This window comes from Dyadobacter soli (genome assembly GCF_900101885.1).
In the GTDB taxonomy this organism is placed as follows: Bacteria; Bacteroidota; Bacteroidia; order Cytophagales; family Spirosomataceae; genus Dyadobacter; species Dyadobacter soli.
The window spans coordinates 128,740-152,884 of record NZ_FNAN01000011.1 but is presented as its reverse complement, the minus strand read 5'-3'; the positions used below and the strand labels follow the sequence as shown (position 1 = coordinate 152,884).

27 protein-coding genes are annotated in these 24,145 nt (G+C 46.1%); 14 read left to right on the top strand and 13 right to left on the bottom strand.

All coding sequences use genetic code 11. The features are described from left to right. Position 1 precedes the first annotated feature (1 nt). Positions 2–652: a hypothetical protein gene (locus tag BLQ88_RS19130; protein ID WP_090153450.1), complete on the top strand. Its 651-nt coding sequence runs from the start codon at positions 2–4 to the stop codon at positions 650–652. Between the two features lie 28 nt (positions 653–680). Further along, positions 681–1,262 carry a DedA family protein gene (locus tag BLQ88_RS19125; RefSeq protein ID WP_090153449.1) on the top strand — a complete coding sequence of 194 codons (582 nt, stop codon included), beginning with the start codon at positions 681–683 and terminating at the stop codon, positions 1,260–1,262. A 730-nt stretch (positions 1,263–1,992) separates the two neighbouring features. Here the strand turns inward: BLQ88_RS19125 and BLQ88_RS19120 are convergent. Both BLQ88_RS19120 and BLQ88_RS19115 read right to left on the bottom strand, forming a co-directional pair. Continuing rightward, a complete protein-coding gene (locus BLQ88_RS19120; RefSeq protein WP_090153447.1) occupies positions 1,993–2,295 on the bottom strand; it encodes a BON domain-containing protein in 303 nt (100 codons plus the stop codon). 61 nt (positions 2,296–2,356) lie between these two features. Next, entirely contained in the window at positions 2,357–3,376 is a 1,020-nt protein-coding gene (locus BLQ88_RS19115) for a zinc-dependent alcohol dehydrogenase family protein (protein ID WP_218132927.1), read from the bottom strand. A gap of 238 nt (positions 3,377–3,614) precedes the next feature. On the opposite strand from BLQ88_RS19115, the gene BLQ88_RS19110 reads away from it, so the two are divergent. Beyond that, complete coding sequence (locus BLQ88_RS19110; protein WP_090153444.1) at positions 3,615–3,869, top strand: YtxH domain-containing protein; 255 nt, start codon at positions 3,615–3,617, stop codon at positions 3,867–3,869. Positions 3,870–3,951: 82 nt separating this feature from the next. Next, positions 3,952–5,061 carry a L,D-transpeptidase family protein gene (locus BLQ88_RS19105; protein ID WP_176885025.1) on the top strand — a complete coding sequence of 370 codons (1,110 nt, stop codon included), beginning with the start codon at positions 3,952–3,954 and terminating at the stop codon, positions 5,059–5,061. Positions 5,062–5,127: 66 nt separating this feature from the next. Here the strand turns inward: BLQ88_RS19105 and BLQ88_RS19100 are convergent, their stop codons facing one another. The 4 genes from BLQ88_RS19100 to BLQ88_RS19085 all read right to left on the bottom strand — a co-directional run bounded on the left by BLQ88_RS19100 (position 5,128) and on the right by BLQ88_RS19085 (position 11,901). Next, positions 5,128–7,788: a cation-translocating P-type ATPase gene (locus tag BLQ88_RS19100; RefSeq protein WP_090153440.1), complete on the bottom strand. Its 2,661-nt coding sequence runs from the start codon at positions 7,786–7,788 to the stop codon at positions 5,128–5,130. Between the two features lie 77 nt (positions 7,789–7,865). Continuing rightward, positions 7,866–9,422, bottom strand: a complete 1,557-nt coding sequence (locus BLQ88_RS19095; RefSeq protein WP_229212752.1) for an alpha-amylase family glycosyl hydrolase — start codon at positions 9,420–9,422, stop codon at positions 7,866–7,868. A gap of 104 nt (positions 9,423–9,526) precedes the next feature. Next, on the bottom strand, positions 9,527–9,880 hold the full coding sequence (locus BLQ88_RS19090) for an SIR2 family protein (protein WP_090153436.1): 354 nt from the start codon (positions 9,878–9,880) through the stop codon (positions 9,527–9,529). Positions 9,881–10,035: 155 nt separating this feature from the next. Further along, positions 10,036–11,901 (bottom strand): hypothetical protein, encoded by a 1,866-nt coding sequence (locus tag BLQ88_RS19085; protein ID WP_090153434.1) that lies wholly within the window; start codon positions 11,899–11,901, stop codon positions 10,036–10,038. Between the two features lie 544 nt (positions 11,902–12,445). Between BLQ88_RS19085 and BLQ88_RS19080 the strand changes: the two genes are divergently transcribed. Genes BLQ88_RS19080 through BLQ88_RS19065 form a run of 4 tightly spaced genes read left to right on the top strand, consistent with a single transcriptional unit; the run spans position 12,446 to position 14,691 of the window. Beyond that, the gene (locus tag BLQ88_RS19080; protein WP_090153432.1) at positions 12,446–13,003 is read left to right on the top strand and encodes a cupin domain-containing protein; all 558 of its coding nucleotides are present in this window, start codon (positions 12,446–12,448) and stop codon (positions 13,001–13,003) included. Between the two features lie 20 nt (positions 13,004–13,023). Beyond that, positions 13,024–13,587 carry a cupin domain-containing protein gene (locus tag BLQ88_RS19075; RefSeq protein ID WP_090153430.1) on the top strand — a complete coding sequence of 188 codons (564 nt, stop codon included), beginning with the start codon at positions 13,024–13,026 and terminating at the stop codon, positions 13,585–13,587. 23 nt (positions 13,588–13,610) lie between these two features. Then, positions 13,611–14,222, top strand: coding sequence for a Crp/Fnr family transcriptional regulator (locus tag BLQ88_RS19070; protein ID WP_090153429.1), 612 nt, complete (start codon positions 13,611–13,613; stop codon positions 14,220–14,222). A gap of 55 nt (positions 14,223–14,277) precedes the next feature. Further along, a complete protein-coding gene (locus BLQ88_RS19065; RefSeq protein ID WP_090153427.1) occupies positions 14,278–14,691 on the top strand; it encodes a DUF4267 domain-containing protein in 414 nt (137 codons plus the stop codon). Positions 14,692–14,759: 68 nt separating this feature from the next. Here BLQ88_RS19065 and BLQ88_RS19060 read toward each other — a convergent pair whose 3' ends face one another. Then, positions 14,760–15,113: a cupin domain-containing protein gene (locus tag BLQ88_RS19060; RefSeq protein ID WP_090153426.1), complete on the bottom strand. Its 354-nt coding sequence runs from the start codon at positions 15,111–15,113 to the stop codon at positions 14,760–14,762. An 83-nt stretch (positions 15,114–15,196) separates the two neighbouring features. On the opposite strand from BLQ88_RS19060, the gene BLQ88_RS37540 reads away from it, so the two are divergent. Continuing rightward, positions 15,197–15,547: a 2'-5' RNA ligase family protein gene (locus BLQ88_RS37540; RefSeq protein ID WP_090153424.1), complete on the top strand. Its 351-nt coding sequence runs from the start codon at positions 15,197–15,199 to the stop codon at positions 15,545–15,547. On the opposite strand, the gene BLQ88_RS19050 is transcribed toward BLQ88_RS37540, so the two are convergent. From BLQ88_RS19050 to BLQ88_RS19040, 3 genes are all read right to left on the bottom strand, one after another. After that, positions 15,523–16,323 (bottom strand): helix-turn-helix domain-containing protein, encoded by an 801-nt coding sequence (locus BLQ88_RS19050; RefSeq protein WP_090153422.1) that lies wholly within the window; start codon positions 16,321–16,323, stop codon positions 15,523–15,525. The two genes, BLQ88_RS37540 and BLQ88_RS19050, sit on opposite strands and share 25 nt — an antisense overlap. A gap of 54 nt (positions 16,324–16,377) precedes the next feature. Beyond that, positions 16,378–17,403 (bottom strand): SDR family NAD(P)-dependent oxidoreductase, encoded by a 1,026-nt coding sequence (locus BLQ88_RS19045; RefSeq protein ID WP_090153420.1) that lies wholly within the window; start codon positions 17,401–17,403, stop codon positions 16,378–16,380. A gap of 173 nt (positions 17,404–17,576) precedes the next feature. Further along, on the bottom strand, positions 17,577–17,930 hold the full coding sequence (locus BLQ88_RS19040; RefSeq protein ID WP_090153418.1) for a nuclear transport factor 2 family protein: 354 nt from the start codon (positions 17,928–17,930) through the stop codon (positions 17,577–17,579). Positions 17,931–18,079: 149 nt separating this feature from the next. Between BLQ88_RS19040 and BLQ88_RS19035 the strand changes: the two genes are divergently transcribed. Together BLQ88_RS19035 and BLQ88_RS19030 are read left to right on the top strand one after the other, a co-directional pair. Continuing rightward, on the top strand, positions 18,080–18,202 hold the full coding sequence (locus BLQ88_RS19035; RefSeq protein ID WP_090153416.1) for a DUF2256 domain-containing protein: 123 nt from the start codon (positions 18,080–18,082) through the stop codon (positions 18,200–18,202). Between the two features lie 103 nt (positions 18,203–18,305). Then, positions 18,306–18,983, top strand: coding sequence for a Type 1 glutamine amidotransferase-like domain-containing protein (locus BLQ88_RS19030; protein ID WP_090153414.1), 678 nt, complete (start codon positions 18,306–18,308; stop codon positions 18,981–18,983). 165 nt (positions 18,984–19,148) lie between these two features. Here the strand turns inward: BLQ88_RS19030 and BLQ88_RS19025 are convergent, their stop codons facing one another. Both BLQ88_RS19025 and BLQ88_RS19020 read right to left on the bottom strand, forming a co-directional pair. Then, entirely contained in the window at positions 19,149–21,482 is a 2,334-nt protein-coding gene (locus BLQ88_RS19025; protein WP_229212751.1) for an ABC transporter permease, read from the bottom strand. A gap of 64 nt (positions 21,483–21,546) precedes the next feature. Next, positions 21,547–21,900 carry a DUF6249 domain-containing protein gene (locus tag BLQ88_RS19020; RefSeq protein ID WP_143016874.1) on the bottom strand — a complete coding sequence of 118 codons (354 nt, stop codon included), beginning with the start codon at positions 21,898–21,900 and terminating at the stop codon, positions 21,547–21,549. Between the two features lie 145 nt (positions 21,901–22,045). Between BLQ88_RS19020 and BLQ88_RS19015 the strand changes: the two genes are divergently transcribed. The 3 genes from BLQ88_RS19015 to BLQ88_RS19005 are packed head-to-tail and all read left to right on the top strand — an operon-like array spanning position 22,046 to position 23,510. Further along, positions 22,046–22,633 (top strand): RNA polymerase sigma factor, encoded by a 588-nt coding sequence (locus tag BLQ88_RS19015; protein WP_090153410.1) that lies wholly within the window; start codon positions 22,046–22,048, stop codon positions 22,631–22,633. Beyond that, on the top strand, positions 22,630–22,989 hold the full coding sequence (locus BLQ88_RS19010) for a hypothetical protein (protein WP_090153408.1): 360 nt from the start codon (positions 22,630–22,632) through the stop codon (positions 22,987–22,989). The genes BLQ88_RS19015 and BLQ88_RS19010 overlap by 4 nt, the downstream gene beginning before the upstream one ends. Next, positions 22,983–23,510, top strand: a complete 528-nt coding sequence (locus tag BLQ88_RS19005) for a GNAT family N-acetyltransferase (RefSeq protein ID WP_229212750.1) — start codon at positions 22,983–22,985, stop codon at positions 23,508–23,510. Before BLQ88_RS19010 ends, BLQ88_RS19005 begins: the two co-directional genes overlap by 7 nt. Positions 23,511–23,516: 6 nt before the next feature. Here BLQ88_RS19005 and BLQ88_RS19000 read toward each other — a convergent pair whose 3' ends face one another. Further along, a complete protein-coding gene (locus tag BLQ88_RS19000) occupies positions 23,517–24,092 on the bottom strand; it encodes a hypothetical protein (RefSeq protein WP_090153404.1) in 576 nt (191 codons plus the stop codon). Positions 24,093–24,145: the final 53 nt, after the last annotated feature.

The following is a 24,145-nucleotide window of genomic DNA, read 5'->3' as shown; positions in this document are numbered from 1 at the left end:
AATGAAAAATATCCTGACTATCGATCCTGAAATCGGAGGCCAGCCGGCAAAGCCCGAATTCATCCCGGACGCCCCAGTCCGTCCGCAAATTCCCTATGAACCTGAGATAGTTCCCGAGCCCGAGCAACATCCTTTAACACAACCAGAAGAACTGCCTCCACGCAAAGAAGGTGGATCCACACAAGCTTCGGTTAGTAGCCTTGTGCCGAAAACGTTCAACAAGGTACCTCCAAGCGCTCATCGACTGTCCTCTCATTTAGTATTCCTGGTTTTGGTAATGGCAATGCTTTCCTCTTGTGTCAAAGATCACCAGATACCAACTTCTCAGATTCAAATACTGACACTTTCGTTTAGCCCGGCAACGCAATCGACCGTTTTCAGAATCCAGGCGACTCAACTTGGAGATCAGCCGATTATTGAGCACGGGGTGGTATTTACCGCCTATTTCCGAGGTGTGGGAAATCATAATCAGCTGCCTACCATCAGCGACAACAAGGTTGTTTTTGATAATAAGCTGATCCTGGGTACCAATGAGTATGCTTACATGAAAGATATCATTGCGGGAAGGACTTTCTTCTATTACAGGGCATATGCAATTCTGAGTGACAATTCGGTCGTGTATGCAAACCGGCTGAGTTATACTATTGAGTAATTCATCTGAAAGCCGCAAGCTGCGTCAAATGCAAACAACAGACATATCAACATATATCCATCACTTTTCCTATCTGGGGATTTTCCTATGGTTTCTAGTTTTCGAACAGTTCACACCCATACCGGAAGAAGTGTCCCTGATTTCACTGGGATATACCTGCAAACACAACCATCTCAATTTATTTGTGGCTGGCGGCTTTGCACTTGCCGGCTTGCTGATTGTAGACAACACTTTGTTTTACCTTTCGGGCAAAGGACGCCGTTTTACCGGTAAGTTGGCTCAGAATTACGATGGTAAGCTCTTGTCCGAGCTAAAAGGCCAGCTTAGAACCCATACTACACGCACGCTAATCTTATGCGCATTACTCCCAAAAGTCCGTTTTCTTAGCCCTATTCTCGCAGCCTCCTCAGGTGTTGGCTGGAAGCACTTTTTCGTAGTTAACACGCTGACTACCTTATTTTATGTATCGGGCTACATTGCAAGTGGAGTGTTTTTTCATCAAGGCTTAGCTAGCGTCTTGTCCCAAATGCAAACTTTCCAGCATCTGATTTTTATCTTGATTATTATCTTCGTCTTTATCTGGTTAGTGATTAAAGTCAGGAAATCCTAGCAAAAAAGCAGTCCGTTATCCATCAACAAAGCAAACATTCTGCTTATTTATCATACATTTTCAATGTGGCGATAAGGATTCATCGGAAATATGCAGACGACTTCCAGCCAACAAATCGCCAATAATACATATTAATCATACCTGGCCGTGGTGTAAATCGAGCTATTAGGGATAAAGACGGCGTTATCAATATCTACACTTAGGAATTATCTCGCTTACCGGATCAGTGGCTCGCCGGTGAGAATTTTAAACGAGCCGATCGACGTCAAACCTTAGCCGGGATATATAATACGCAATTCAGTAATGTTTGCCGGATCACCACGGAAAAAGCCCAGTATCGCCTTTGACTGTACCAGGTACTAATAATCTGCTGTAACAGATTCAGGTAACTTACATAAATGCGAAATGGAAGCGGACCACCGACCAGATTTTGATTGATTGTTGAGCAGGACCCGGGCAAGATTCCCGCACCCATGCAACAGACGTTATGACGGTTACAATTTAGATCGTAGCTATTTGCCAAACGGAGTTTGGCAGAACTTTAAAATGGGAGCAGATTTAAAAGGCTTTATCTTGCCGATGAGCTCAAACAACCTCTTGCCAACAGACACTAATTGCCATGACTGTGGCCGTTAAGTTAAACCTTAAATTCAGCTGGCGCCATACCGCAGAGCAAAGCATCTTTCACGCTTTATGTAAGTTTTTACTGTAACCTGGAACATTAACTAATTTACCCCTTATTCACCCTTATATAGGGATATGGGAAAGTCAAATAGTTTACAACGCTTCTTACGCCAAAAATATTGATGGCATCATGGTAAGCCATATTCCGCTCGTTTTCAGAATTCACAGCACCTTCAAGGTAAACAGTGCGATTTAAAACCCGCACTGATATTTTGGCGCTTTCGATCATACAATCTCCGTGCAGGATTTCAAACACACTTTCGGCCAGTTCAGAATCAACTGCCAGAGCCCCGCTGATCAATGAGCCAGGGCTCTTGTTTTCCACAATATCTGTTTTGTCATTTTTCATCTTTCGCTTGCTTACTCAATCATCCTATCACCATCAAACAAGATTATTCCTAAAATTTGTATCACTCTCCTTGCTCATCCATGACCAAAACAGCAGCACCGTAAACTCTCCCTTCCCTGAGATCGCCTAGGGCTTGGTTGGCCTGTGACAGTTTATAAAACTGAACCTGTGTTTTGAGAGGAACCCTCATTGCCAGTTGGAAATACTCCTGCCCATCCTTGACGGTCAGATTGGCGACTGACCTCACCACTCGTTCCCCCCACAGCAAACGATATTCAAATCCTGGGATATCGCTCATGTGGATCCCCCCGCAGACGACAGTGCTACCTTTTTCGATATCTGAAAGGGCTTTGCAGATAAGCTCCCCCACCGGCGCAAAGATGATTGCTCCGTCAAGCTCTTCGGGAGCGGGTTGGGAGCAATCACCAGCCCAGACTGCTCCCAATTCTTTTGCTAGCAATTGGGCGGCGCTATCTCCCTTTTTACTGAACGCGTAAACCTTTTTATTCTGAAATCCGGCAATCTGGATCAATATGTGAGCAGCAGCTCCAAAACCATAAATGCCGATTTTTTCACTATTCCTGCCAAGCATTCTATACGAGCGGTAGCCAATTAAACCAGCACATAGCAGGGGCGCCGCCCACGGATGATGATAATAAGCAGGAAGCGGGATACAGTAATGTTCAAAAGCCACAGTGTACTGGCAATATCCGCCGTTAACTGAAAAGCCCGTGAATAGAGCCTGATCGCACAAATTCTCTCTGCCGGTTAAACAATACTTGCATTTTCCGCAAGTACGAGCCAACCATGGAATCCCTACCATTTCGGCTATTTTCAGCTTAGTCACCCCTTTCCCGATTTCGACTACTGTACCCATTATCTCGTGTCCTGGTGTCAATGGAAGCATAGCCCCTTTCAATTCGCCGTCTACAATATGAAGATCGGTCCGGCAGACACTACAGGCGGCAACCTTAATGAGCACTTGGCCGGTCCCGGGTTTTGGAACGGGTACAATGAGATGATTCAATGGCTCTCCGGGCTTGGACAGAACCATCGCACGCATCGTTGCTGGCAGATTCATACAATTGGCTGGTTATGACTCCGACGCTACCTTCATCATTGACTAACGACAACAAATAGCTTACATATAGAAAGTTACGATCTCTGAATAGCAGTTAATATGAGCAAGATCAGCATTGAACAACTCTGTGATCACAAATTAAGTTGTTTCAGGCCATTTACTTTATGCTGCAATTGCCCCTCCCTCCGTTGATGGGGGCAACCTTGCAGAACCGATTTTTTTGCTAACCATTCAAATTATGAAAAGTATCAGAATTGCACTCGCCATTGCCATGGCCGCCGCGGCAGGTTTGGCGGCAGGTATTTTAATTGCTTCGGAGAAAGGCAAGCGTACCCGGCGCAAAATTTCTGAGGCTGGATTGGATTTGATCGAAGATCTTCAACAGAGATGCCAGGATGCTCTTGAAGAACTGAAGGGCAAAGCTCAAAAAGAATACGACAATATTGCGCAACGTTGCCAGTGCGGATCCACTTGTCAAAAGAGCGATTTATAGAAAAAGGCAACCTGTGCGATGCAAATCTATAAGGTCTGTAAAGCTCAATAAACGCTAGCAAGCAAATATGTGTCTTACTAAATTGAAAATTATCTTCATATTTGTAGCGCTGAGCAATTCCAATGTGAGGGCTCAGCAGCCACAAAACTGGAAAACTTTTTGGCAGGCCGCCGGTGCAGATACCAGTATATGCAGCCTGGATAGCGCATCGCTCAGCCTCCAGGCATATTTGATTGCCTATGGCAGACGGGACGACAGAATACCGTGGTCAATCGGTGAGCATATCGATTCAGCAAAAATCACTCAGATAGTACAAAACGTCCTGTCAGGCAAGGCCGACGGCATTGCGGCGATGAAGTCGCTCGAGCCGGCATTCCAACCCTATCAGCAGCTTAGACAGCTGGTGGATAGAATTTTAGAAACAAAAGCGGACAGCCTGCTTGATTGGCCTCTTCTCAGGCACAGCCTCAATGAGTACCGTTTGCTGAACCGTGCAGCCTCGCAAATGATCATTCAGGTCAATGTCCCTTCGGCAACATTGCGGGTCTTAGACCGCTCAGGGGACCTTTTGCTCGAATGCCCGGTCATCGTGGGGAGCCCCTCAAGGCCGACGCCTATTTTTGGGGCTTACCTGACGGGAATAATTACCTACCCCTACTGGAACGTCCCGCGATCTATTGCGACAAAGGAATTTCTACCTAAAATCAGGCGCAACCCATCCGGTTTTCTAAGCGCTATGAAGTTGCAGGTACTCAATTCACAAGGCATTGTAATGGATGCTGAAAATATCGACTGGAAAAACTTGTCCGCCAAAAACTTCCCCTACCGGCTACGGCAATCGACTGGATGTGATAATGCCCTCGGTCTGATCAAGTTCGATATCGACAGTCCGTACAACGTCTACCTGCACGACACCAATCATCGGGAGCTTTTTGACGAAGAATATCGTTTTCTCAGCCATGGTTGCATACGTGTGGCCGAGCCGGTAAAATTGGCAAACCTTCTCATGCATCGGGATTTGCTACCCGAGACGTTTACCGAAGACCGGTTTCATAACATCAGATCAAGTATGTTCGCATTACCTTCGCCGGTTCCAGTACTAATCACCTACGCACTCCTTGAAGCAGCGCCCGACGGCGCGCTGTACCACCATAAAGACATTTACAGGCGGATAAAGGCTATTCATCCCTGAGGCGAGACGACATACAACGGTCAAAGCATTCGTCATCATTTTCCCGGAGCTGCGCTTTTTATGTCCTTACCCAATGATACCGAAGCCCCTCTTCAACAACTGAACCAGGACAACTGGGATTAGACTAAATACCAAAACGATTCCGAACAAACCATGCCCTAAGCTCACAAGGGAAAGCGCGGATGGTAGCGCGGGAATCTGATAAGTGATCATTAATGCGCCAAGACAAAAAAAGATCGCCAACCAGACATACTTATTTGCAGTTATCTGATTTGCAAAAAATGGCGTCTTCCGCTGAGCCATATTAAAAACATTCCAAAGCTGCGCAAGAATCAGGGTGCAGAAGGTTACGTTGTTAACGAGTTTACTCTCGCCACCAGCAGTCGAAAAAACATAGAACTCAGCCCCCAAAACCCCTGCGGTCAGACAACCAGCATACGCCACGATCGAAATCCAGTTTGCCTTTGAGACAATGGCTTCGGATGGTTTACGCGGCGGCCTGTTCATGACCAATTCTGGCTCTCCCCGGCTCATTCCTATGGCCAATGCCGGAAATACGTCCGTGATCATATTCAGGAACAATATCTGCAGCGGCAGAAGCGGCATGGGCAATTCAAGGAATGAAGCCAGCGCGACGATCAGTATTTCGCTCAGGTTGCAGGATAATAGATAGATCACAAATGTCTGGATATTGTCGAATATAACCCTGCCATACTGAATCGCAGCGAGGATCGATGTAAATGCGTCGTCGTTGATGATCAAATCGGCTGCCTCCTTGGCAGCGCCCGTACCCCGGACGCCCATCGCGATACCGATATCTGCTTTTCGGAGCGCCGGTGCGTCATTGACTCCATCACCGGTCATTCCCACGACGAGCCCTTGTTGCTGATAAAGGGAAACCAGGCCAAGCTTTTGGGCCGGGTCAACCCTAGAAAAAACCGAAGCCTGTAAAAGCCGGTCAACCGTCTGTGCTGAAAGGTGCTTTTCCAAGATTTCCTTCCCATGAATATGGGAGCTGGGCTCACCGTCTGATAAGCCTATGGCTGTTGCAATAGCGACCGCTGTCCCTGGGTGGTCGCCTGTAACCATTACAACCTTGATCCCTGCCTGCTGACAGCACAGAATTGATTCTTTGATATCAGGCCGTGCGGGATCCATGAAACCAGCAATGCCTATAAAGACAAGGTCGTCAAGCAACATGGCCTGCTGTGGGATATCTTCCGAAATACGAAACGCAAAGCTTAAAACGCGGAGCCCGCTTCGTGCCAACTCCTCGACTTTCCGGTTCCATTCGGTCTTATTATCAAAGTGCTGCGGCTGACCTTCGCGGAATATCTTGCTGCATCTGCCCGAGACTTCTTCCCACGCGCCTTTTACACAGGTTAAGTAGCCATTTTCACAGCTATGCAAAGTTCCCATCATCTTAATCTGAGAATCAAAGGGGACCTCGGCCATTCTGGGATTTTGCGTTCTGATTTGTTCAATATCATCGGACAGGTCCCCGGACAGGCGCAAAAGCGCTACTTCCTCAGGATCGCCGACCGCTTTCGGCTCGCCATTTATCCTGTCTTGCAGGTCAGCATCGTTGCATAACACAGCCGCTTTGGAAAATAAATGAAAAGCGGGATGGTATTTAAGCTGCTTATTATGGCTGATTTCATCGGAAAAATCTTCAATAAACCCGTCGAGGGCGACTACCCTCACACGCATCTCATTCTCGGTAAGAGTGCCGGTCTTATCGGTAAAAATCACCTGAGTTTCACCAAGTGTTTGCACGGATTCAAGTGTCTTGACGAGAACGTTCTTTTTAAGCAGCCCTATCATGCCGCGGGCAAGCGACAGCGTGGATATGACCGGCAGACCTTCGGGAATACAAGCAATTGCCAAAGCGATCGCTGTTTCGATCATCAGTAACAGCGACTCTCCCCTGATCATGCCGGAGATGAAAATTAACACCGTCAGCGCTGTTGTTAGCCATATTAGCCTGACACTTAGTTCGCGTAGTTTCTTGTTCAACGGAGTTGCTTCTTTGGACGCTCCCTGGGCGAGTGCCGTGATTTTTCCCAGCTCAGTTTGCCGCCCAGTTGAAAAAATAACCCCAACCCCTTTGCCCTTGATGACCTCCGTCCCTTTAAATACAGTGTTGCTTCTATCCGCTACCGGGATGCCGTCTGACAGCGGGGCTGTGTTTTTGGCTACCTGGGTAGATTCGCCACTCAGTGCCGATTCCTTTAAGGAAAGGTTATTTACAGAGATGAGCCTGGCATCCGCTGTCACAAGATCACCTGCCTGGATTAAGAGCAGGTCGCCCGGAACAAGGTCCGCAGAGTCAAGTGTGCGCCTTTCGCCGTTGCGCAATACCTTTGCCTTTGCTCGCGCCAAACTTTTGAGCTTATCCATCGAACGGATCGCCTGCCGCTCCATCAAAAAACCGATCGTTGTATTTATCAGAATAACAATTAGAACAGCAACTGCCTCCACAAGATGGCGGAAAACAAAGGCAGCGCCAGTCGCCAGCAGCAACATCCAAACGATCGGGTTAGAGAACTGCCGAAGCAGCGTAGACAGCATACTTTTCCTCCGCTTGTCTTCAACAACATTTTGACCATATTGTGATAACCTCAGGCTAGCCTCCTGATCTTCTAAACCATTTTCGGGGTCGGTGTTCAGGTCCACAAGGGCCTGTTTTACCGTTAGGGTATAATATCTTTTATCCAGCTGCTGCATGGGCTAGTCGATAACTGGGCGTTAAATTGTGTATCAGTCGTACGGCCGAAAATGTTGGCCGGCATTACGGGCGGCATTTACATTGGTTTGTTACTTAAAATGACGAACTGCGCCGGCGCGAGCCGCAGCTTGATAAAATGCTGGCTTCCCTCCTCATTAGTTAAAACATTCACGCTACCGGATTGACCATATATGAAAGTAAAGACGCTTCCCTGCGGATTGAGCGAGGGGTCTACGCGCACATACTCTTGGTCTTCTTCGGTTAGAGAACTATTGTAGGCAATCACCACTTCATGATCGTACAACACCCGCGAGAAGGCTAAAAGACACTTCTCAAATGTCGGCAAGGAAAAATTTTCTCCGTCCATCGATTGCTTGCGCATATACATCCTGCCGAATTTAAGTACCGGGCTATTCATCCTGATTTTGGCCAAGGCCGCGATCTGCTGATAGATTCGACCAGATTTACTTAGCGCGCTCACCGGACGGCCTTCAAGGCTAAACATCGACTCTCTTATATTAAAGTCTCCCAAACCCGCCCCATCAAAGCCCTGTTCGGTGCCATAGTAGATGCAAGGAGTCCCCAATGCACAAAGTAAAAATCCGATTCCGGCTATGATCTGTTCTTCTGAAGCTTCATGGCCAAACCGCTTCTTTAATGTCTGCCCGACCTGATCGTGATTGTCGATAAATGTGACGAGAAACTCCCCGAATTCGCCCCTGCTCATCGCGTTTTTCCTCAGCGACTCATATCGTTCGATAAGCCTCTGCGGCCGCGATATTCCCCGAACCACATCAGCCAGGATGTGATAAAGCGGAAAATCAAGCACTGAGTTGAGACCGAAATAGATGGCCTTGTCTTCCACCATTACCGAAGTCTTCGGGCCAATGTAGCGGTTGTACATTTCTTCTGGTCCGACAAACTCACCAAACAGGAAAAAATCCTTTTTCCCTAATAAATATGCGTATTCCCTGACGTGTGAACAAAACTGGCTAACCATCTCTTCTCCCATATGCTTGACGGCGTCAATCCGGAAGCCGTCCACATCAGTTTCACGAATCCAATAGCAATGTATTTGTGTCAGTATCTGCTGAGCCAGAAGCGCCTCCGGCGAAGCATCGTTCTTAAAACTCTTTAAGCCTCCAAAATCCCCCTCCCGAGTTTCCGGGTAAGCATCAAAATTTCGGATACGGCCTTTGCGCCAATACAATTCCGGATTACGAAGTTCTACCGGAACCGGAAACTTGTCTGATCTCCATTCGCAGAACGGGAACACCGCACCCTGGTAGTAGTAGTAATCAAAGTCGCCAGGATAAGACCAGTTATCCCCCGAATGATGCAGGACAATGTCCAGAAATACCTTAATACCAAATTCGTGAGCAGTTTCAACCAATTCGGCCAAATCTTGCTTGCTGCCAAACCTTGGGTCGACGTTGAGGTAATTCTCGATAGCATACCCATGATAGCAGGTATCATTATTTTCAAATACCGGGCTCAGCCATAACGCTGTACAGCCCAGATCCCTTATATAATCAAGGTGTCTTGTTATGCCTTTCAGCGTTCCACCACACCTATTTTGCAGTTGCTCTGCATTGCCATACCCCTTCTGCCTGCCGGGAACGGTGGTGGGCATACGGTCTAAGTCGTCATGAAAACGGTCGACGAGCAAAAAGTAAATAAATTCCTCGCGCCATTCCCGGCTGCCATCCGCCCAGTAGTTTTTGCCCTGTTTAGGGCTCAGATCAATTCAAATAGATAATCGTAGTTTGTAGTGATGATTGTCCGGATGTGAGGAATCGCCGCTAGTGATTTGTGTGCAGTGAGCTTTTGTGGTTGCCTACGAAAGACATTTGAAATGAGCGTATTTAATTCGTTTCGGCTACCTTTTTTTGATAGGATATAGCTTTCTGCCATATCTATCAGTGATGCGGTGGAAGATATTTCTTGGCGAACTGAGTGGTTAAGATCGTTGTAAAGGATATCTCGAAGACCATTACCAGATGGATACCCGGCGTAAATCGACATTCCAGCACCGGCCCACAGCACAATATTCTCCTTACGGATTTGTTCAAACAGGTTTTCTTTAATCATTGTTGGTTGAGAAGAGAGACGAAGATTCAATATAGCTTTCGTAAGCTCAAAAGTCAAATGCAACAGTCTCTTGTCAACTTCTAAAAATCACTTGTGATCACACTGGCCGACACTTGCCACTTTTGTAATATGAATTCTTCGCAGATACCTCGAATTTACTTCTTTCCATATTTGCGAAATGCTTGAATCAATTGGTACAAAAGAAACCCGTTCACCACACGACCAAGAAAGTCCCAAAAGCGGGACCAGTGCGTAACAGGCATATCAACCGCCTCTGAAATATAGTCCGCTTTATGGATTGGCAGCAGAAATTCTGGAAACAATGAAGCAATTTCTTCAAAGTTATGCAGTTGTTGGAGTGTGTAGGGGTATTCTGCAAGCTCATAGCCGAGGGAGAAATTATGGCACATAAATAGGGTCGCTCCGGCCCCAACGAGGCAGTAGAAAGCTAACCCCCAGCTTGTGTTGAAATTGTTTGATTCTCTATTAAGCCACAGAGTCAGATAATTGAAGAATTCGTGCCAAGTACGTTTCCTCTTGAAAAAATTGGCCCTCTGCAGTGATTGCATATGTGCTTCAAGCTCTCTGGCAAGATATTCGTGACTTTTAACAGAATCACCTCTGCTTTCGTAAACTTTCTTCAATTGCGCATACCCGATTTGTCTTTCAGCAAATGCACCCTCTATTTTCATCGGCATCTCGGTTCCTGAGAGAAATATCTCCGTGATCTTCGATGCATGAAATACCATCATCATTTCCCCGAAGTCGCATGACAAAAAATTGATTTTTCCGAGATCAGAGTTGTATACCCGAAGCATTGGGAAATCAAAGCTGGGTGTCTGGACCATAATACCGTTATCAAGACATAATTGCCTGAAGTCGGTCGATACTGCACCATAGTCCTTTGTCAGATCTAATAACTTTCGTTCTCTAAATTCCACGTTCGCCACGTAGATGAGTGAATTATTATGAAAGGAGGCAAAATCAATCGAGTATAACCCGAGGTTGTCCAGTACAATCTTCGGTTTAACACTCACTCCCTTCGTTTGCTCGAAATAACCATCCAAGAAACTTAGATAGTTGATTTGAAGAAGTCTACCAGGACCTCCCGAAAGCTCAAAAAGCTCGAACTCCATCAATTTTGTGGGCACTAATAGCCAATTAATTGAAGAGTTGTTAATACTCACATGTGTGACATGCATATTGCCGAATGCGAGTATTCCGATCTGGCAACCATCTCCAAAATATAGCTGAGCGAGGCGAAGCAAGTTATACATTTCAAGCCTTCCTAATTGAACTGCTTCGAAACGGTATGAGACGAGTGTTTGGTCTTGCTGAGCGTACGAAAAACCGATACATGCCATTTCATCAATCCGACACTGGATACATCGAATGTCCCCTCGAAAGCCAGATAGTAGCACACTTCCAATTCGAGATGTTCCAAGGTTAATAGATGCGCTAGGTGCATGTTTAAATTCAATGACGTCAACATCTGATTGCTGGACGAGTAAAGCTACTTTCATCGAGTCGAATATTTCCAATCGGCTCAATGGGAAATTGTCTATCTCAATCGTTGAATCGATGGCATTTGATTTATTGTGAATTGAAAGCTCGATTTTATGCTGTTGACTCGCTTTGCCATTGACCAATCTTAACGACTTAATGTCACCGCTGACTCCCACATGTCCACTAAGCTGACAATTTAAAAGATTGACGTTCAGCGACACATTGTTCCCATTTATTTCGAGCCCTGGCATAAGGCACTCAATGAAATCGACAAACCGTTCGACGCCTTGCCATTCACCTGTGTGTTCGATGATTACAATATTTATAAACTGGCAGTTGAAGAATTGGAGCTGATGATTTGATCCTCTGTGAGTAAGTATGAAAGGAAAATTCAAGTCGGCATTGAGCAATCGTTTACACCCATCCAAAATTTGAAAGTTACCTGTTAGTTCAGGAATTTCGCCGCCGACATTTATTCTGTGCCAAAGTTCATCGTTGATTTCAATGCGATTCATCCGAGGGGAGTTATTTAATCTTCTGTTATAATAAGGTAATTGTTGCCGGAATTAACGTTGTGACAAACTTGTAAGGAGCCTTAACCTGCAAGCTCGTAACAGAGTTGTTTTGCGCGCGACGTTATTCAAGCTCGCTTTCACTAGTATGACCATAAGCCAAAAAGCCGAGGACCAAACCGCAGAGCACGTTTTTGTTAACCTGAGACGGTTGGCAGAACTGGCGGAACGAGCTGCTGTCGTAAGTGTCAAAACGAAAGTTGTTGAGCATTTTGGAGGTTGAGTTACGGCTGTTTTCGAAATAAGTGTCCGATGTAACCGATTTAACTTTTCGTGTTCGGGAATTTATTAAACGGTTAGCGGTACTCTCGACCGAATGTATTCAAGGTTTGGGGGCTTGTCAGGGTCATCGGCAGCGGACATTCGAAACTGAGAAAGTTGTCGATTAACAGTCTGAGGCTAGCACCGATATTCATTCAATAAATGACGCCAAAAAAGCTTAAATTGGAGACTATCAATCACTTACTCACACAATCTGCTAGCTCCAATGGAACGTCGTTCATTTCTTCAGTTGCCAGTCATCGCGCCAGCGCTGACATCCTTTTTGAATCTCTGGCCAGACAATCCCACAAACGGCCAACCCAAAGATGGGATTTTGGTCCGCGCTGGTGAAGATCGTTCGGGTAAACCATTCAAGTGGTTGGATGCAACCTTCACCGTCAAAGTTTCAGGAAAGGACACAAATGGGCGTTGCGTGATCTTCGACACACTGCGCCCGGAAAAAGTCGGTCCGCCTTTGCATTTACACACGGATTGCGATGAGTGGTTCTTTGTAATGGAAGGAGAATTCAAGTTCCAGGTCAATCAGGAGATCACCACCTTGAAGGCAGGCGACTCGCTGATGGTGTTGCAGGACACGCCGCACGCCTTCGTGAAAACGAGTGAAGGAATGGCGCGCCTGATCGTCATGCACCAGCCCGCAGGACAGATGGAAGAATATTTCCGGACTGTGATTCAGCAAGCCGACCAGACCATTGAGGGCCGACGCACACTGGCTGAAAAACATGGTATGCGGATCGTAGGGCCACCTCTAAAAGCCAGCTAAAAACCTAAACTTATTCACCCATGAAAAGAAACATATTTATTAACAGCCTCATTGGGATAGCTTCGCTTTCGGCATCTGCATGGAGTAAGACGACGCACCTGGCTACGGAAATCGGAAAAGTATTTAAGGCAAAAGCAGGCGAAGGCCGCAAGCACGGGCATATCCAGCTGAAAGGCGTTAATGCGAATGTGCTTGATTTGAAAATTTCAGGCAGCGATACTAATGGTGGCCTCGCAATTTTTGAACAAACATCATTAAGCCAGGGCAGCGGCACGCCGCTACACGTACATCCTGCGCAAGACGAGGTGTTTTATGTGATCGAAGGATCCTATGAATTTTTGGTAGGCAAGGAACGGTTCAGCCTGACCGTGGGTGATAGCATTTTCTTGCCCCGCCTGGTACCGCACGCCTGGACACAGGCATCGGCCAAAGGCAAAATGCTGGTCACGTTGCAACCAGCGGGGAAGCTGGAAAATTTCTTTGTCCAAATGGCGGCGCTGGATCACGAACCCTCGCAGGAAGAAGTGGCCAGGATATTTGAAGAAAATGAAATGAAGGTGGTCGGGCCACCGTTGAAGCTGTGACACTGCAAAAACAACGATTTGTAATGGATAACCCCATCACCAAAACTATAGAAAAGATACGTTCAATAGTGCCACTCAGTGACGCGGATATTGAATTGACACTTCCTCTTTTCCAACCCTGGCATCTCAGAAAGGGAGATTATTTTGTCCAGGAAGGTCAGGTTTGCCATCAGGTTGGGTTTATCCAAACCGGTCTCGTGCGGTACTTTGTTAATCAAGACGGGGACGAAAAGATTTATAGCTTCGGTTTGGAAAACGACTTTGTCTGTGATTATGAAAGCTTCCTTTCTCAACAACCTAGCCGACGTGCCGTCCAGGCCATTGAAGATTCAACATTGTATGTAATCTCTTCTGCCAACCTTCAACGTTTGTTCGCTGAACTGACATACGGTGAGCGTTTTGGCCGGATCGTGATTGAGCAGATTTTTGTTCAAACGATCGGGCAGCTTGTCTCGCTTTATACGGATTCGCCTGAGGCGCGTTACAAAGCGTTTTTAGATGAATACCCGAGCCTTGCAACCCGGGTCACCCAATATCACATTGCATCCTATGTAGGGGTTAAACCCCAGTCATTGAGCCGCATCCGTGCCCGCTGGGCTGGTAAAGATTATACCCGCATTTCTTCATCTGAGTGAATGCACGCGTATCCGTTGGTGATCAACTTTGTGCTGTACTTAAACAAAAGAGATTATGACAACGCAATGTATTTCTTCACCTGTCAGGCTGGTCAGCTTGCTCATCGGGTTTGGTCTACTTTTCATTGGCGGCCGTTTCCTGCTCGCACCTGAAATCGCGGAGGCAGGATTTGGCCTTCATTTTCAAGAGCCCAATTATGCATTTCACTACATTAAAGGCATCCGTGATACTTTCTCAGGATTGGTCATTATCCTTTTTGCCTGGTCTCATTTGCGGAAGCCGCTCATGTTGACCTTGCTGGCAGGTTCTCTAATCCCCTTGGCCGATATGCTGATCGTGTGGCGCACGCCCGGCAGCAATCTGTGGGCGATGCTCATTCATGGCGGGACAGTGATCGTGCTTTGGCTGATATGTTATTTTTTAAAAGAGTCAACGGCTGATAATGTTCAGGCAGGAGGCGCTATTTGAATTTTCGGCAAGAGGCAATCTAGTAAGTCACTTGCAATCTTGGGTTATCAAATCTGGTCCAAGCAGAATTATTGATGTTTACCATCCGTAATCACCGTTTCGAGCTGGGAATGTTCTACTGTTATATTTACAGAACGCTCTCCCTTCGGCCGGGTCCGGTGAACGACGTTTTTGGGAATTGTAAAAAGTTGACCGGGAAGTAATTCAATGGTTTCCGTTTCAAGATCAATTAATAAGATACCTTCAACTGTCATAAACGTCTCGTCCGAATTTGGATGGTAATGCCAATGATAACCTTCCGTCATTACACTTACCCGGACAACATGGTCGTTTAGTTCAGCTACGATGAAATTTGCGTATCTGTCTGTTATTGATCGGGTAATTTCATTAATATCAATTTGGGTAAGTGGAGATGTTTTCATCAATGGTTTTTGGAAAGAATTAGGTTTAGCAAAAGGCACAAAACTCGCGCCTCAGCCAAGAACATAACGTATGTCAACTACAAATAAAATCGGCTGATCAGGCAGTATTTGAAGTAAAAACCCACCAGATAATTTCTCTCGGTGGCGGCACAGCCTTTAAAATGGTGTCACCTGAGTTGGGATCGCTTCACCGGAATTTACAAAAACAGTATCACGACTATCTCACTAATCAGGATAAACAGAAAAGGAACTTCCATATCACTATCCAAAACAAAGTAGAGGCTTTCGTAGCCAAAAGCTTGCAACAGGAGCTTAGGTCGACGTTTGAACCATTTTGTTTCACAGCCGACGGTGTGCATTTGTGGAGATATCTTGGCGGGCCGTGGGAGTTTGTCAGGACTTACCGGTTCTACGGCAGCATAGTCGGCGAATAACCAAACTGCTTTTTGAAAGCGTAGGAAAAATGGGATAAGTTTTCAAAGCCGGTTTCGACATAAACATCGACCGGCTTTTTCCTTTTCTCTGCAAGCTGATAATGCGCCAGCGTCAATCGCTTTTTGGTAAGCCACCGTTGCGGTGACATTTGAAATGCTTTTTTGAAATCACGCTGGAAAGTAGTTAGGCTTCGTCCAGTAAGCCGGGCGAATTTGTCCAGTGAGATGTTGAACATATAATTCTTCTCCATAAAGTCGGCACGGTTGATTTTTCCGGGTTCTGAAAAATCGGACAGCATCCCGTCAATATCCGGATCAATGCTACGCAGGATCTCAATAGCTTCCTGAGTTTTGAGTTCCACCAGCTTTTCGGCCAATGGTTTATTTAAATCAAAATACGGCAGCATCGATGCGAAAAGGCTATCTAAAAGTGGCTCTTGGTCGATTCTGAGAATCTCTGGCTGCTGTGGCTGAATATCTGGCGATGTGTTCTCATAAAAAGCCCGCAGTATTTTGGCTGGCAGACTAATGATGACAGACTTATATGGCTGATCGTCGAAACAACGTTTGCTGAGTGTAAAAAGTTGATTTTTGGGAAACAACAAAGTCTGACCAGGTCCACAAACAATTGACCTTTCTGCCTGTGTCACCGTCAACTGGCCCGAAATGATCCTTAACAGCGCATGCTCTTCCAGTACCTTTTCGCCTGTGCAATGAAAATCTTCATTACAGGTCAAAACCATTTCTGCATACGCACTTACTTGTCGCTGGGCCATTGGGAATTTAGCGAAAGGAAGCCGGTATTTAAGGCCCGGCTCCCATATTCATGATTACACAACATCAAACCTGACCCCAGTTAGTTCCTCGCTCAGCGACCAAAGCTTCCGGGCAGCATCTTCATCCAGCGCAAACTGCATCACGCCTTTGATCTTCGCCGTATCGTCGCTCCAACTTTCCGAAGGATCGTAGTCCGTATCCAGCTCGGCAATGTCCGTATTTTCACAATAAACGCCACCGAGGTTTTCCAACAAGGGACTGGTAGCACACCAAACCAGCGTGGAGATGCCTTGCTCGACAGTTTTGGTGCCGGTATACTCGCGATGTACCATATTACCATCAGCATCCGCCATGCCTAAGATTTTCATGGTATCCAGCGTGATCGACCGACCCAGATCCGTGCTAAGTATCAGCCCGGGATGCACGGAATAAGACCGCACACCAAAGGCCTTGCCACGTTCGTCTAGTTCTAACGCAAACAGTACATTCGCGGTTTTGGATTGCCCATAGGCTTGCATTGGATCGTATGCACGATTTTCGAAATGAGGATCTTCAAAAACGATAGGTGACGCATGGTGACCCCAGGAAGACGTGTTGATCACCCTTGCTCCGTTGGCCTGTTTCAGTGCAGGCCAAAGCCTGGCTGTCAAATGAAAATGTCCTAAATGGTTTGTCGCGAAATGACTTTCATATCCATTTGGATCATGCGCCAGCGGTACCCACATAATGCCCGCATTGTTGAACAATAAATGCAAAGGACGACCGGAAGCCACAAAAGCAGCTGCAAAACGCTCGATAGAAGCAGCATCCGTAAGCTCTAATGCCACGAGCTCCACACTGGGAATATTGGCTAAATTTTTTCCGGCTTTTGAAATATCGCGGGCACCCACAATGACGTTTGCGCCTGCCCCTGCTAGTGTCTTGGTAAGTTCAAGCCCTAAACCGGAATGCCCACCAGTAACAATGGCGGTTTTACCCGTCAGGTCGATGCCCTTGATCACCTCGGCAGCGGTGGAATTTCTATCGAACCCAGAGCCGATAGAATGCTGTAATGTGCCCTGAAAATTGTTTTGTTTCATGTTTCGTTTTTTTGAAACAAATTTCAGGCGCTACGCTTTTTCGCATTTTGTTCAACCGGTCGATTTTACTTTGTTCAAATGGTCGGGTTCTTTGCCAGCTAAACGTAAACATGCTGGGCAAGAGTACAATGATGTGGGCGGATCGGACAATTTCTCAAGTTACAGGCTGATTTTCAAACCGGTATCCTCTCAATCGCCATCGTTCGGACTTTATCATCTTCAAAAGTGTAAACATGAAGCAATTGTGAATCACTAATTAAATGACCGTCTGATGCTTTGATGACCTGGCGGACTTCAATCGCTATCCGACCGTCAGGCTTCGTCTCAAATCCAAGTGGCTCGACTGTCGGGTCGATTTGTCCCCATTGCCGCAGCCAGTACGCCCGCACCTCTTCGTGCCCGCGTACATAACCTCCTTCCCAGCCATTCGGCCAGCTTACATCTGCATGCATGTGTGCTAAAACTGCGTCGATTTGGCGCGCATTAAAGGCCTGATAGAGCTGGCGAAGTAGTGCTTGATGATCCATGATTTGTTGTTTTGATTCAACAAAGCTAGATGCCTCCCTGCATCGTGATTGTCGGTTATTGTTGAGATTTAATGTCAAAAACCGACCTGGTGAGGATTTTGTCTAATTTGCTTCGGATATGAGCAACGGCTGTTCGAAAAGAATGAAGTATGAAAGGTATCAAGAAACAAGACTTAACGGCGAAAAACTGCATTATGTGCGGAAGGCCGTTTACCTGGCGGAAGAAGTGGGAAACAATCCGTAAATCTTGTCGCTGCTTTCCGTTGGGATAATGTCTCAATCGCGTACCACATCTGACTTAATTGCCCTCCCCAAAAGTTGATATGTCCAGCTAATTTTGAAAAATTGTAAACGCAGACATTTCAATTAAGTCTCATGAAACTTCTTCTTACTTCGGCAGGGATCAGCAATAAAAGCATCTACAATGCGCTGGTTGATCTTCTAGGAAAACCTATCGCCGAATCCAATGCATTATTTGTACCTACTGCGATTTACGGTGTTGCCGGCGGCCACGACATCATACGCAAGGTCATTTGCGGCACCCTGGGCGACCCATTTTGCGAGTTGGGCTGGAAATCGCTGGGTCTGCTGGAACTAGCTGCGCTTCCTACGTTGAAGCGGGAGTTCTGGGTAGATACCGTTATGAAAACCGACGCATTACTTGTCGGTGGGGGCGATTGCCAGTATCTGACTTACTGGATGCGACAATCAGGATTGGCAGATATGCTGCCGACATTGCTGGAAAAGATCGTGTATGTCGGGCTGAGCGCTGGAAGTATGATCATGACAAGCTACGGGACCACTTTTGGGAATCATTCCTTGCCCGCTGAAACAGCCAAATCACTAAATCTGTTTGATATCGCCATACATCCTCACTTGGATCATGAATGGTTTCCGGAGAATGCATTGGCCGAACTGGAAAAGTTGGCTAGTACGCTTTCCGTACCATCTTATTTACTTGACGACCAAAGTGCAATCTTGGTGACCCACAGCGGCATCAAAGTGGTCAGCGAAGGCAAGTGGAGACTTATTTCCAAGATCATTTCATTATAATGCTGTGGTTATTAGTTTTCAAATTTTGAGCAGCTGTAACGGATTTCCGCCGTCGATGTAAAGTAAACGATTCTTTTTGAGTGCTTTCCGTGTATATAGGTAAGTAGCCAATATGTTCAGATTCTTCGGCATGGCAGGTGTACATCGTTCTCATTTCCGACCCTCCTAATCGGCTTTCAGAACTTTTGAAGGATTTGTGCGGGCTGTTTTGAAGGTTTGTGAACCAATCATGGCAAATGCCAGGACGACGACAAGAAATAAACTGATCAGCAGCTCGCTGGCGCTGACCGCTTTGCGATATGCGAAATTTACCAGAACGATTTTATCAAAGAAAAAATAGGTAGCCGGAAGTGCGATCAGGGCCGCCAGCAGTAGCATGACAAGAAAGTTTCTGCTCAGCAAGAGGATCAGGCTGCTTTCGCTGGCCCCAAGCACTTTCCGGATACTGATTTCTTTTAACCTTGTTTCGGTCGTAAATACAACCATTCCGAACAGTCCCAGAGAAGCAATGCACACGGTCAGGAATGCCAGAAACCCGATAATTTTGATCATTATAGAAAATGGACTGTACGCTTTCTCGATCTGATCATCGTAAAGCGTCGCCTCTAAAGGATGGGTTTTATCAACTTTCTGCCAAGCATTTTCTACAGCATCGAGTGTCTGTGGCCAGTCTTCGGTCTCAATCCTGGCGGTGAGGTAACCGCCGCCATTCCTGGTGATATTACGAAGGATCACGGGTTCAACCTGGTCTTCCACTGTTTCGTAGTGGAAATCCTCGATGACACCAATGATGGCCAGATTCTTTCCTTCGATGTTCAATACCTCGCCAAGGGCTTTGCCAGGCTCTTTTTCGTCCATACCAAATTTTGGGAGAAGCTGCCGGGTTACAATGATTTCACTTTCTTCCGCCTGGTCTGATCTGGGAGTGAAATCTTCTCCAGCCAGTAAGGTGTGACCATGCATTTTAAGGTACTGACTGTCGATAAAATTCATCCACACCATTGCGGAATCGCTTGAACTTTTATGTTTTACTTGCCCGGTATAGATGTTGCCCAGGCCCATGACCAACATGGATTGCGAAAGACTGCTCACCTGTGGCAATTCCGACAGTTCCTTTATCAATAACTCCGCATTGTTGCCCTGAAGCTTGATATTGAGCTTGTTTTTGGTATTGAAACCAAGATCGAAGTCAACAAAATTCCTGTATTGCCCGTAGCCGATGATCGTTGTGGCGATAAAGGTAATCGAGAGCGTATATTGGCTCACAATCAAGGCTTTTCGCGGATTAATATGCCTGAACAACCTCAGGGAAGAAGAAGTTTTTAACACCGTTGCCAGATCAATCCTTGAAAAAAAGATAGCCGGTGTAATTCCTGCAAGGATGCCTACAAAAATACCCAGCGCGACGAACCCCAACGACACGATGGGAGAAAGCTTTAAGGAGACCATGTTTTCGATGGAAAAATCCAGCGCCAGAAACTCCCTGCGCAACAGCAGGAATAGCAGAAATGCAAGTGTGAGCGAGAGCAGCGAAATGATCACCGATTCGACCAAAAACTGCGCAATGACGTGCCGGGTTAGTGCTCCGCTCATCTTCCGGACACCGACCTCCCGGGTACGCCTGAGGGAACGTGCGATGGACAGGTTGGTGTAATTAAAGCAGGCCGACAGTATGACCAGCACTGCCAGCCCGATCAATACCCAGATCGCCAGCGTGTTCATTACCGGCCCCAATTCATTGGTGACACTGATGCCGCTACTGTTAAAAACAATTTGTTTCAGCTGCTGGACACCCAGGAAAATCTGTCCCACATCCACGGTCAGGTTACCCGCATGGCTAATGCCATTCAGGCTGGCTTGGATCGTCCGAAGATCACTTTTTTCAGCAACGGATATGTAAACATAGTTTTGATAGATATTTTTCCAACTTAAAAAGTCCGGGTCCCGGGACTTGTCAGCCGATGCAAATGAGGCCAGGGCCTCAAATCTTAAGTGCGAAAGCTTTGGTATATCTTTCATGACACCGGTAACTACGTAATTATCGGAACCCACTTTTACAGATCTGCCCAATGCATTCGCGCTGCCAAATAGCTTTTTTGAAGTTTTTTCAGTCAGCACCAAAGTGTACGGCTTTTTCAGGGCAGTAGCCGGATCGCCTTGCAGAAGCGGAAAAGTGAATATGTTAAAGAAGGATTCGTCAGCAAATAGGCCGTTTAAGGGTACTGTCTTTTCACCTGCCAAAATATTTTCCCCAAACCCTGGACGAAGGATGGTTACATGGTCAATGCCGCTTACCGTCTCACGGATTTTCCTGCCTGCTGCTAGGGAAGCGGAAGCATAGTTCACTGGCTTTTGACCTTTTTGTTGAAAGGTGGAAATGACCCGGTAAATCTTGCCATTGTTTTCGTGAAAATCATCGTAGGAAGCCAGGTCGAATACGAAGGCGATCACAAGTAGCCCTACCGCCATGCTGACCGAAAGCCCGATGATATTGATCATTGTAAATAGCTTGTGGCGCAGAAGGGTCCTAAAACAGGTCTTGATGTAACTGTAAATCATGGCGCTATACATTATTATTTTTATCCAATTTTTTGAGCACATAATAAGAGACCAGCAAGCTGATGCCCAGAAAGAGCAGCATCGCAAAGGGCAGCATAAAACCTTCGAACGGATAAGCAGCGACCGACTCTAAAAAGGCCCCTGCCAGCAACCCCACACCAATGCTGATGCTCACAATAGCAAGCAACAATAAGAGTGGCAGGTAGTTGGTGCTGCCTTTAAAAAAGTCTTTGGGCAGTCCTTTTTCGACAATAGCAGTTCGTTCTTTGTATCTTATGATCAGGTAGTGGTAACATATTCCGAAAATCCCGAAGGTGATCGACATGGTAAGGAATAGGTCAGCTGTGGTATCATCCATGGTTTCGTTATTGAATGGTTGCTGTTTTTCGGATATGACTTGTAAAAAAGAAAAGTGGTCACAAAATGTGACCACTTTTCTGAAAAAATAGTCTAAGGCTTTGTCGGGGGATTGATTCGACCACCGGAAAATTCGATAGCATGAAATGATTTTCAGGAAGACAAAACATCACGAAGATGCGTTTTTAGAGCAAGCCATTCGTGGTGAAAGAGCAGGTCTTGAATATCTGGTGAGTGCCTATAAAGATTTGGCGTATACAGTTGCATTTCGGATTGTCATGAATAAAGAAGACGCGGAAGAAGTTGTCCAGGATTCCTTTTTGAGAGCTTTTGCCTCACTGGAAAAATTCAAAAGGGCTTCCAAATTTTCAACCTGGCTGTTCCGCATCGTTTACAATACCGCGCTTACAAAAGTCAAAGACAAAAAAATACAGCTATCAGAATTGGGCAACCCTTTGGATGATAATGCGTTTGATATATCCGACCACAGCGAGTACGATCTGTTAAAAAAGGGCGAAAGGGAAAAATTTGTTGGGTTAGCCCTCAATAGATTATCCCAGGAAGATCATGCTGTTATCTCGTATTTCTATATCGGCGAAAAAAGCATTTCAGAAATTAGTGAAATATTGGGGCTAAAAACGTCTGCCATCAAAATGAGGTTACTCAGAGGCAGGAAACAGCTCGAAGCAGAACTAAAAATTTTATTAAATATGGAAATAAAAGATTTGTTATGAAAGAGGACAATAGTGACTCAAGCATCCGGATGATTTTGAAGGAAAACGGCTTAAACAAAACTTCTGACCAATTTTCCGCATATCTCAATGAATTGATTCGCGAACAATCTAAAAAGAAACTGTCGCAACAACTGGTGATCAACCAATGGCTGGGCAAAGCACTCGCTGGAATTGCCCTTACCTGGTTGATCGTCTTTCTTTATTACGCCCGGCCATTTTCCATTCAACCCGCAGTCCCTATTGCAGCAATGGCCCTGATACTCGGTCTTTGGGTATTACTCAATATTTTTAAAAAGAATATTTTTTCAAAAATTGATTCAGTTAAACTTATGCCTCCAAAACCTCTTAAATGTTAAGATTAGGAATTATGTTCAAATTCCGCTCAGCTACCATTGATGACCTGGCTTTATTACGGCATTGGGACGAGCAGCCCCACACCGTTGCCTCCGATCCGAACGATGATTGGGGATGGGAAACTGAGCTGCTGCGGTCGCCCGAATGGCGCGAGCAACTCATTGCCGAACTGGATGGTCGCCCGATCGGTTTTGTGCAGATCATAGACCCATTGTTGGAAGACAGCCATTACTGGGGCGAAGTTTCTGCCAACCTCCGCGCAATCGACATTTGGATTGGTGAAGCTGATGACCTCGGTAAAGGTTATGGCACAGAAATGATGCGTCAGGCGATTGATCGCTGTTTTGCAGCACCGGAAGTTTCCGCAGTCATTATTGATCCGCTTGCCTCCAATATGAGAGCGAGGAAGTTTTATGAAAGACTGGGTTTCTCGTTTGTTGAAAACCGCACATTTGACGAAGATTTCTGTGCGGTTTATTCGCTCGACCGAAATGCTTGGAAAGGAGTTGTTCAACCTCGTTAACCTACCTCAGGAATGGGCAGCGAAAAGCAGCTTCCTTTCAAACAATCCCGGGGTTCTGTTTTGTAGTTCAGCGACCATGGATGCGAACGTCCTGGCCTTACTGATTGCCAATCGTCTACTTGGAGCCCAGAAGGTACCCATTAAGTCAAATTCCCAGCCGACGTTTTTTCTAAACTGCACGTTCGAAACGAATTCAGAAATATTGTTTTCGAGGCTGATTTCATCCACGTTACTGGCCACACCGTCGATGACTTCCACCATATTTCCATGACTTTTTAGGCGTATCAGGAACGGCGTCATGCCTACTTCGGTTAGTTGACGATATCTGTCTACTTCGATATTTGTCGGAGCGGCAAGAACTGGATGAATGCCAATTCCATTTTCGACGAAAGCATTTAACCTGCTTGCCAGGTCAAATGCACACATAAATCCCGTGAATGCAGCAATAGGTCTTTCCGTCCCACCTTCGAACGGGTATACAAGCCAAACAGACTCAGGGTCGTCGACCTTCTGAAGGTCTGACTCGGATAAGCCTATGATTCGAAATATCTCTGGTTCGGTGATTTGTGATGCAGAGTTCATGCTGATTGAAGTTTGTTGATGAAGTGGCTTAAAGATACTTTTGGTATCAATGA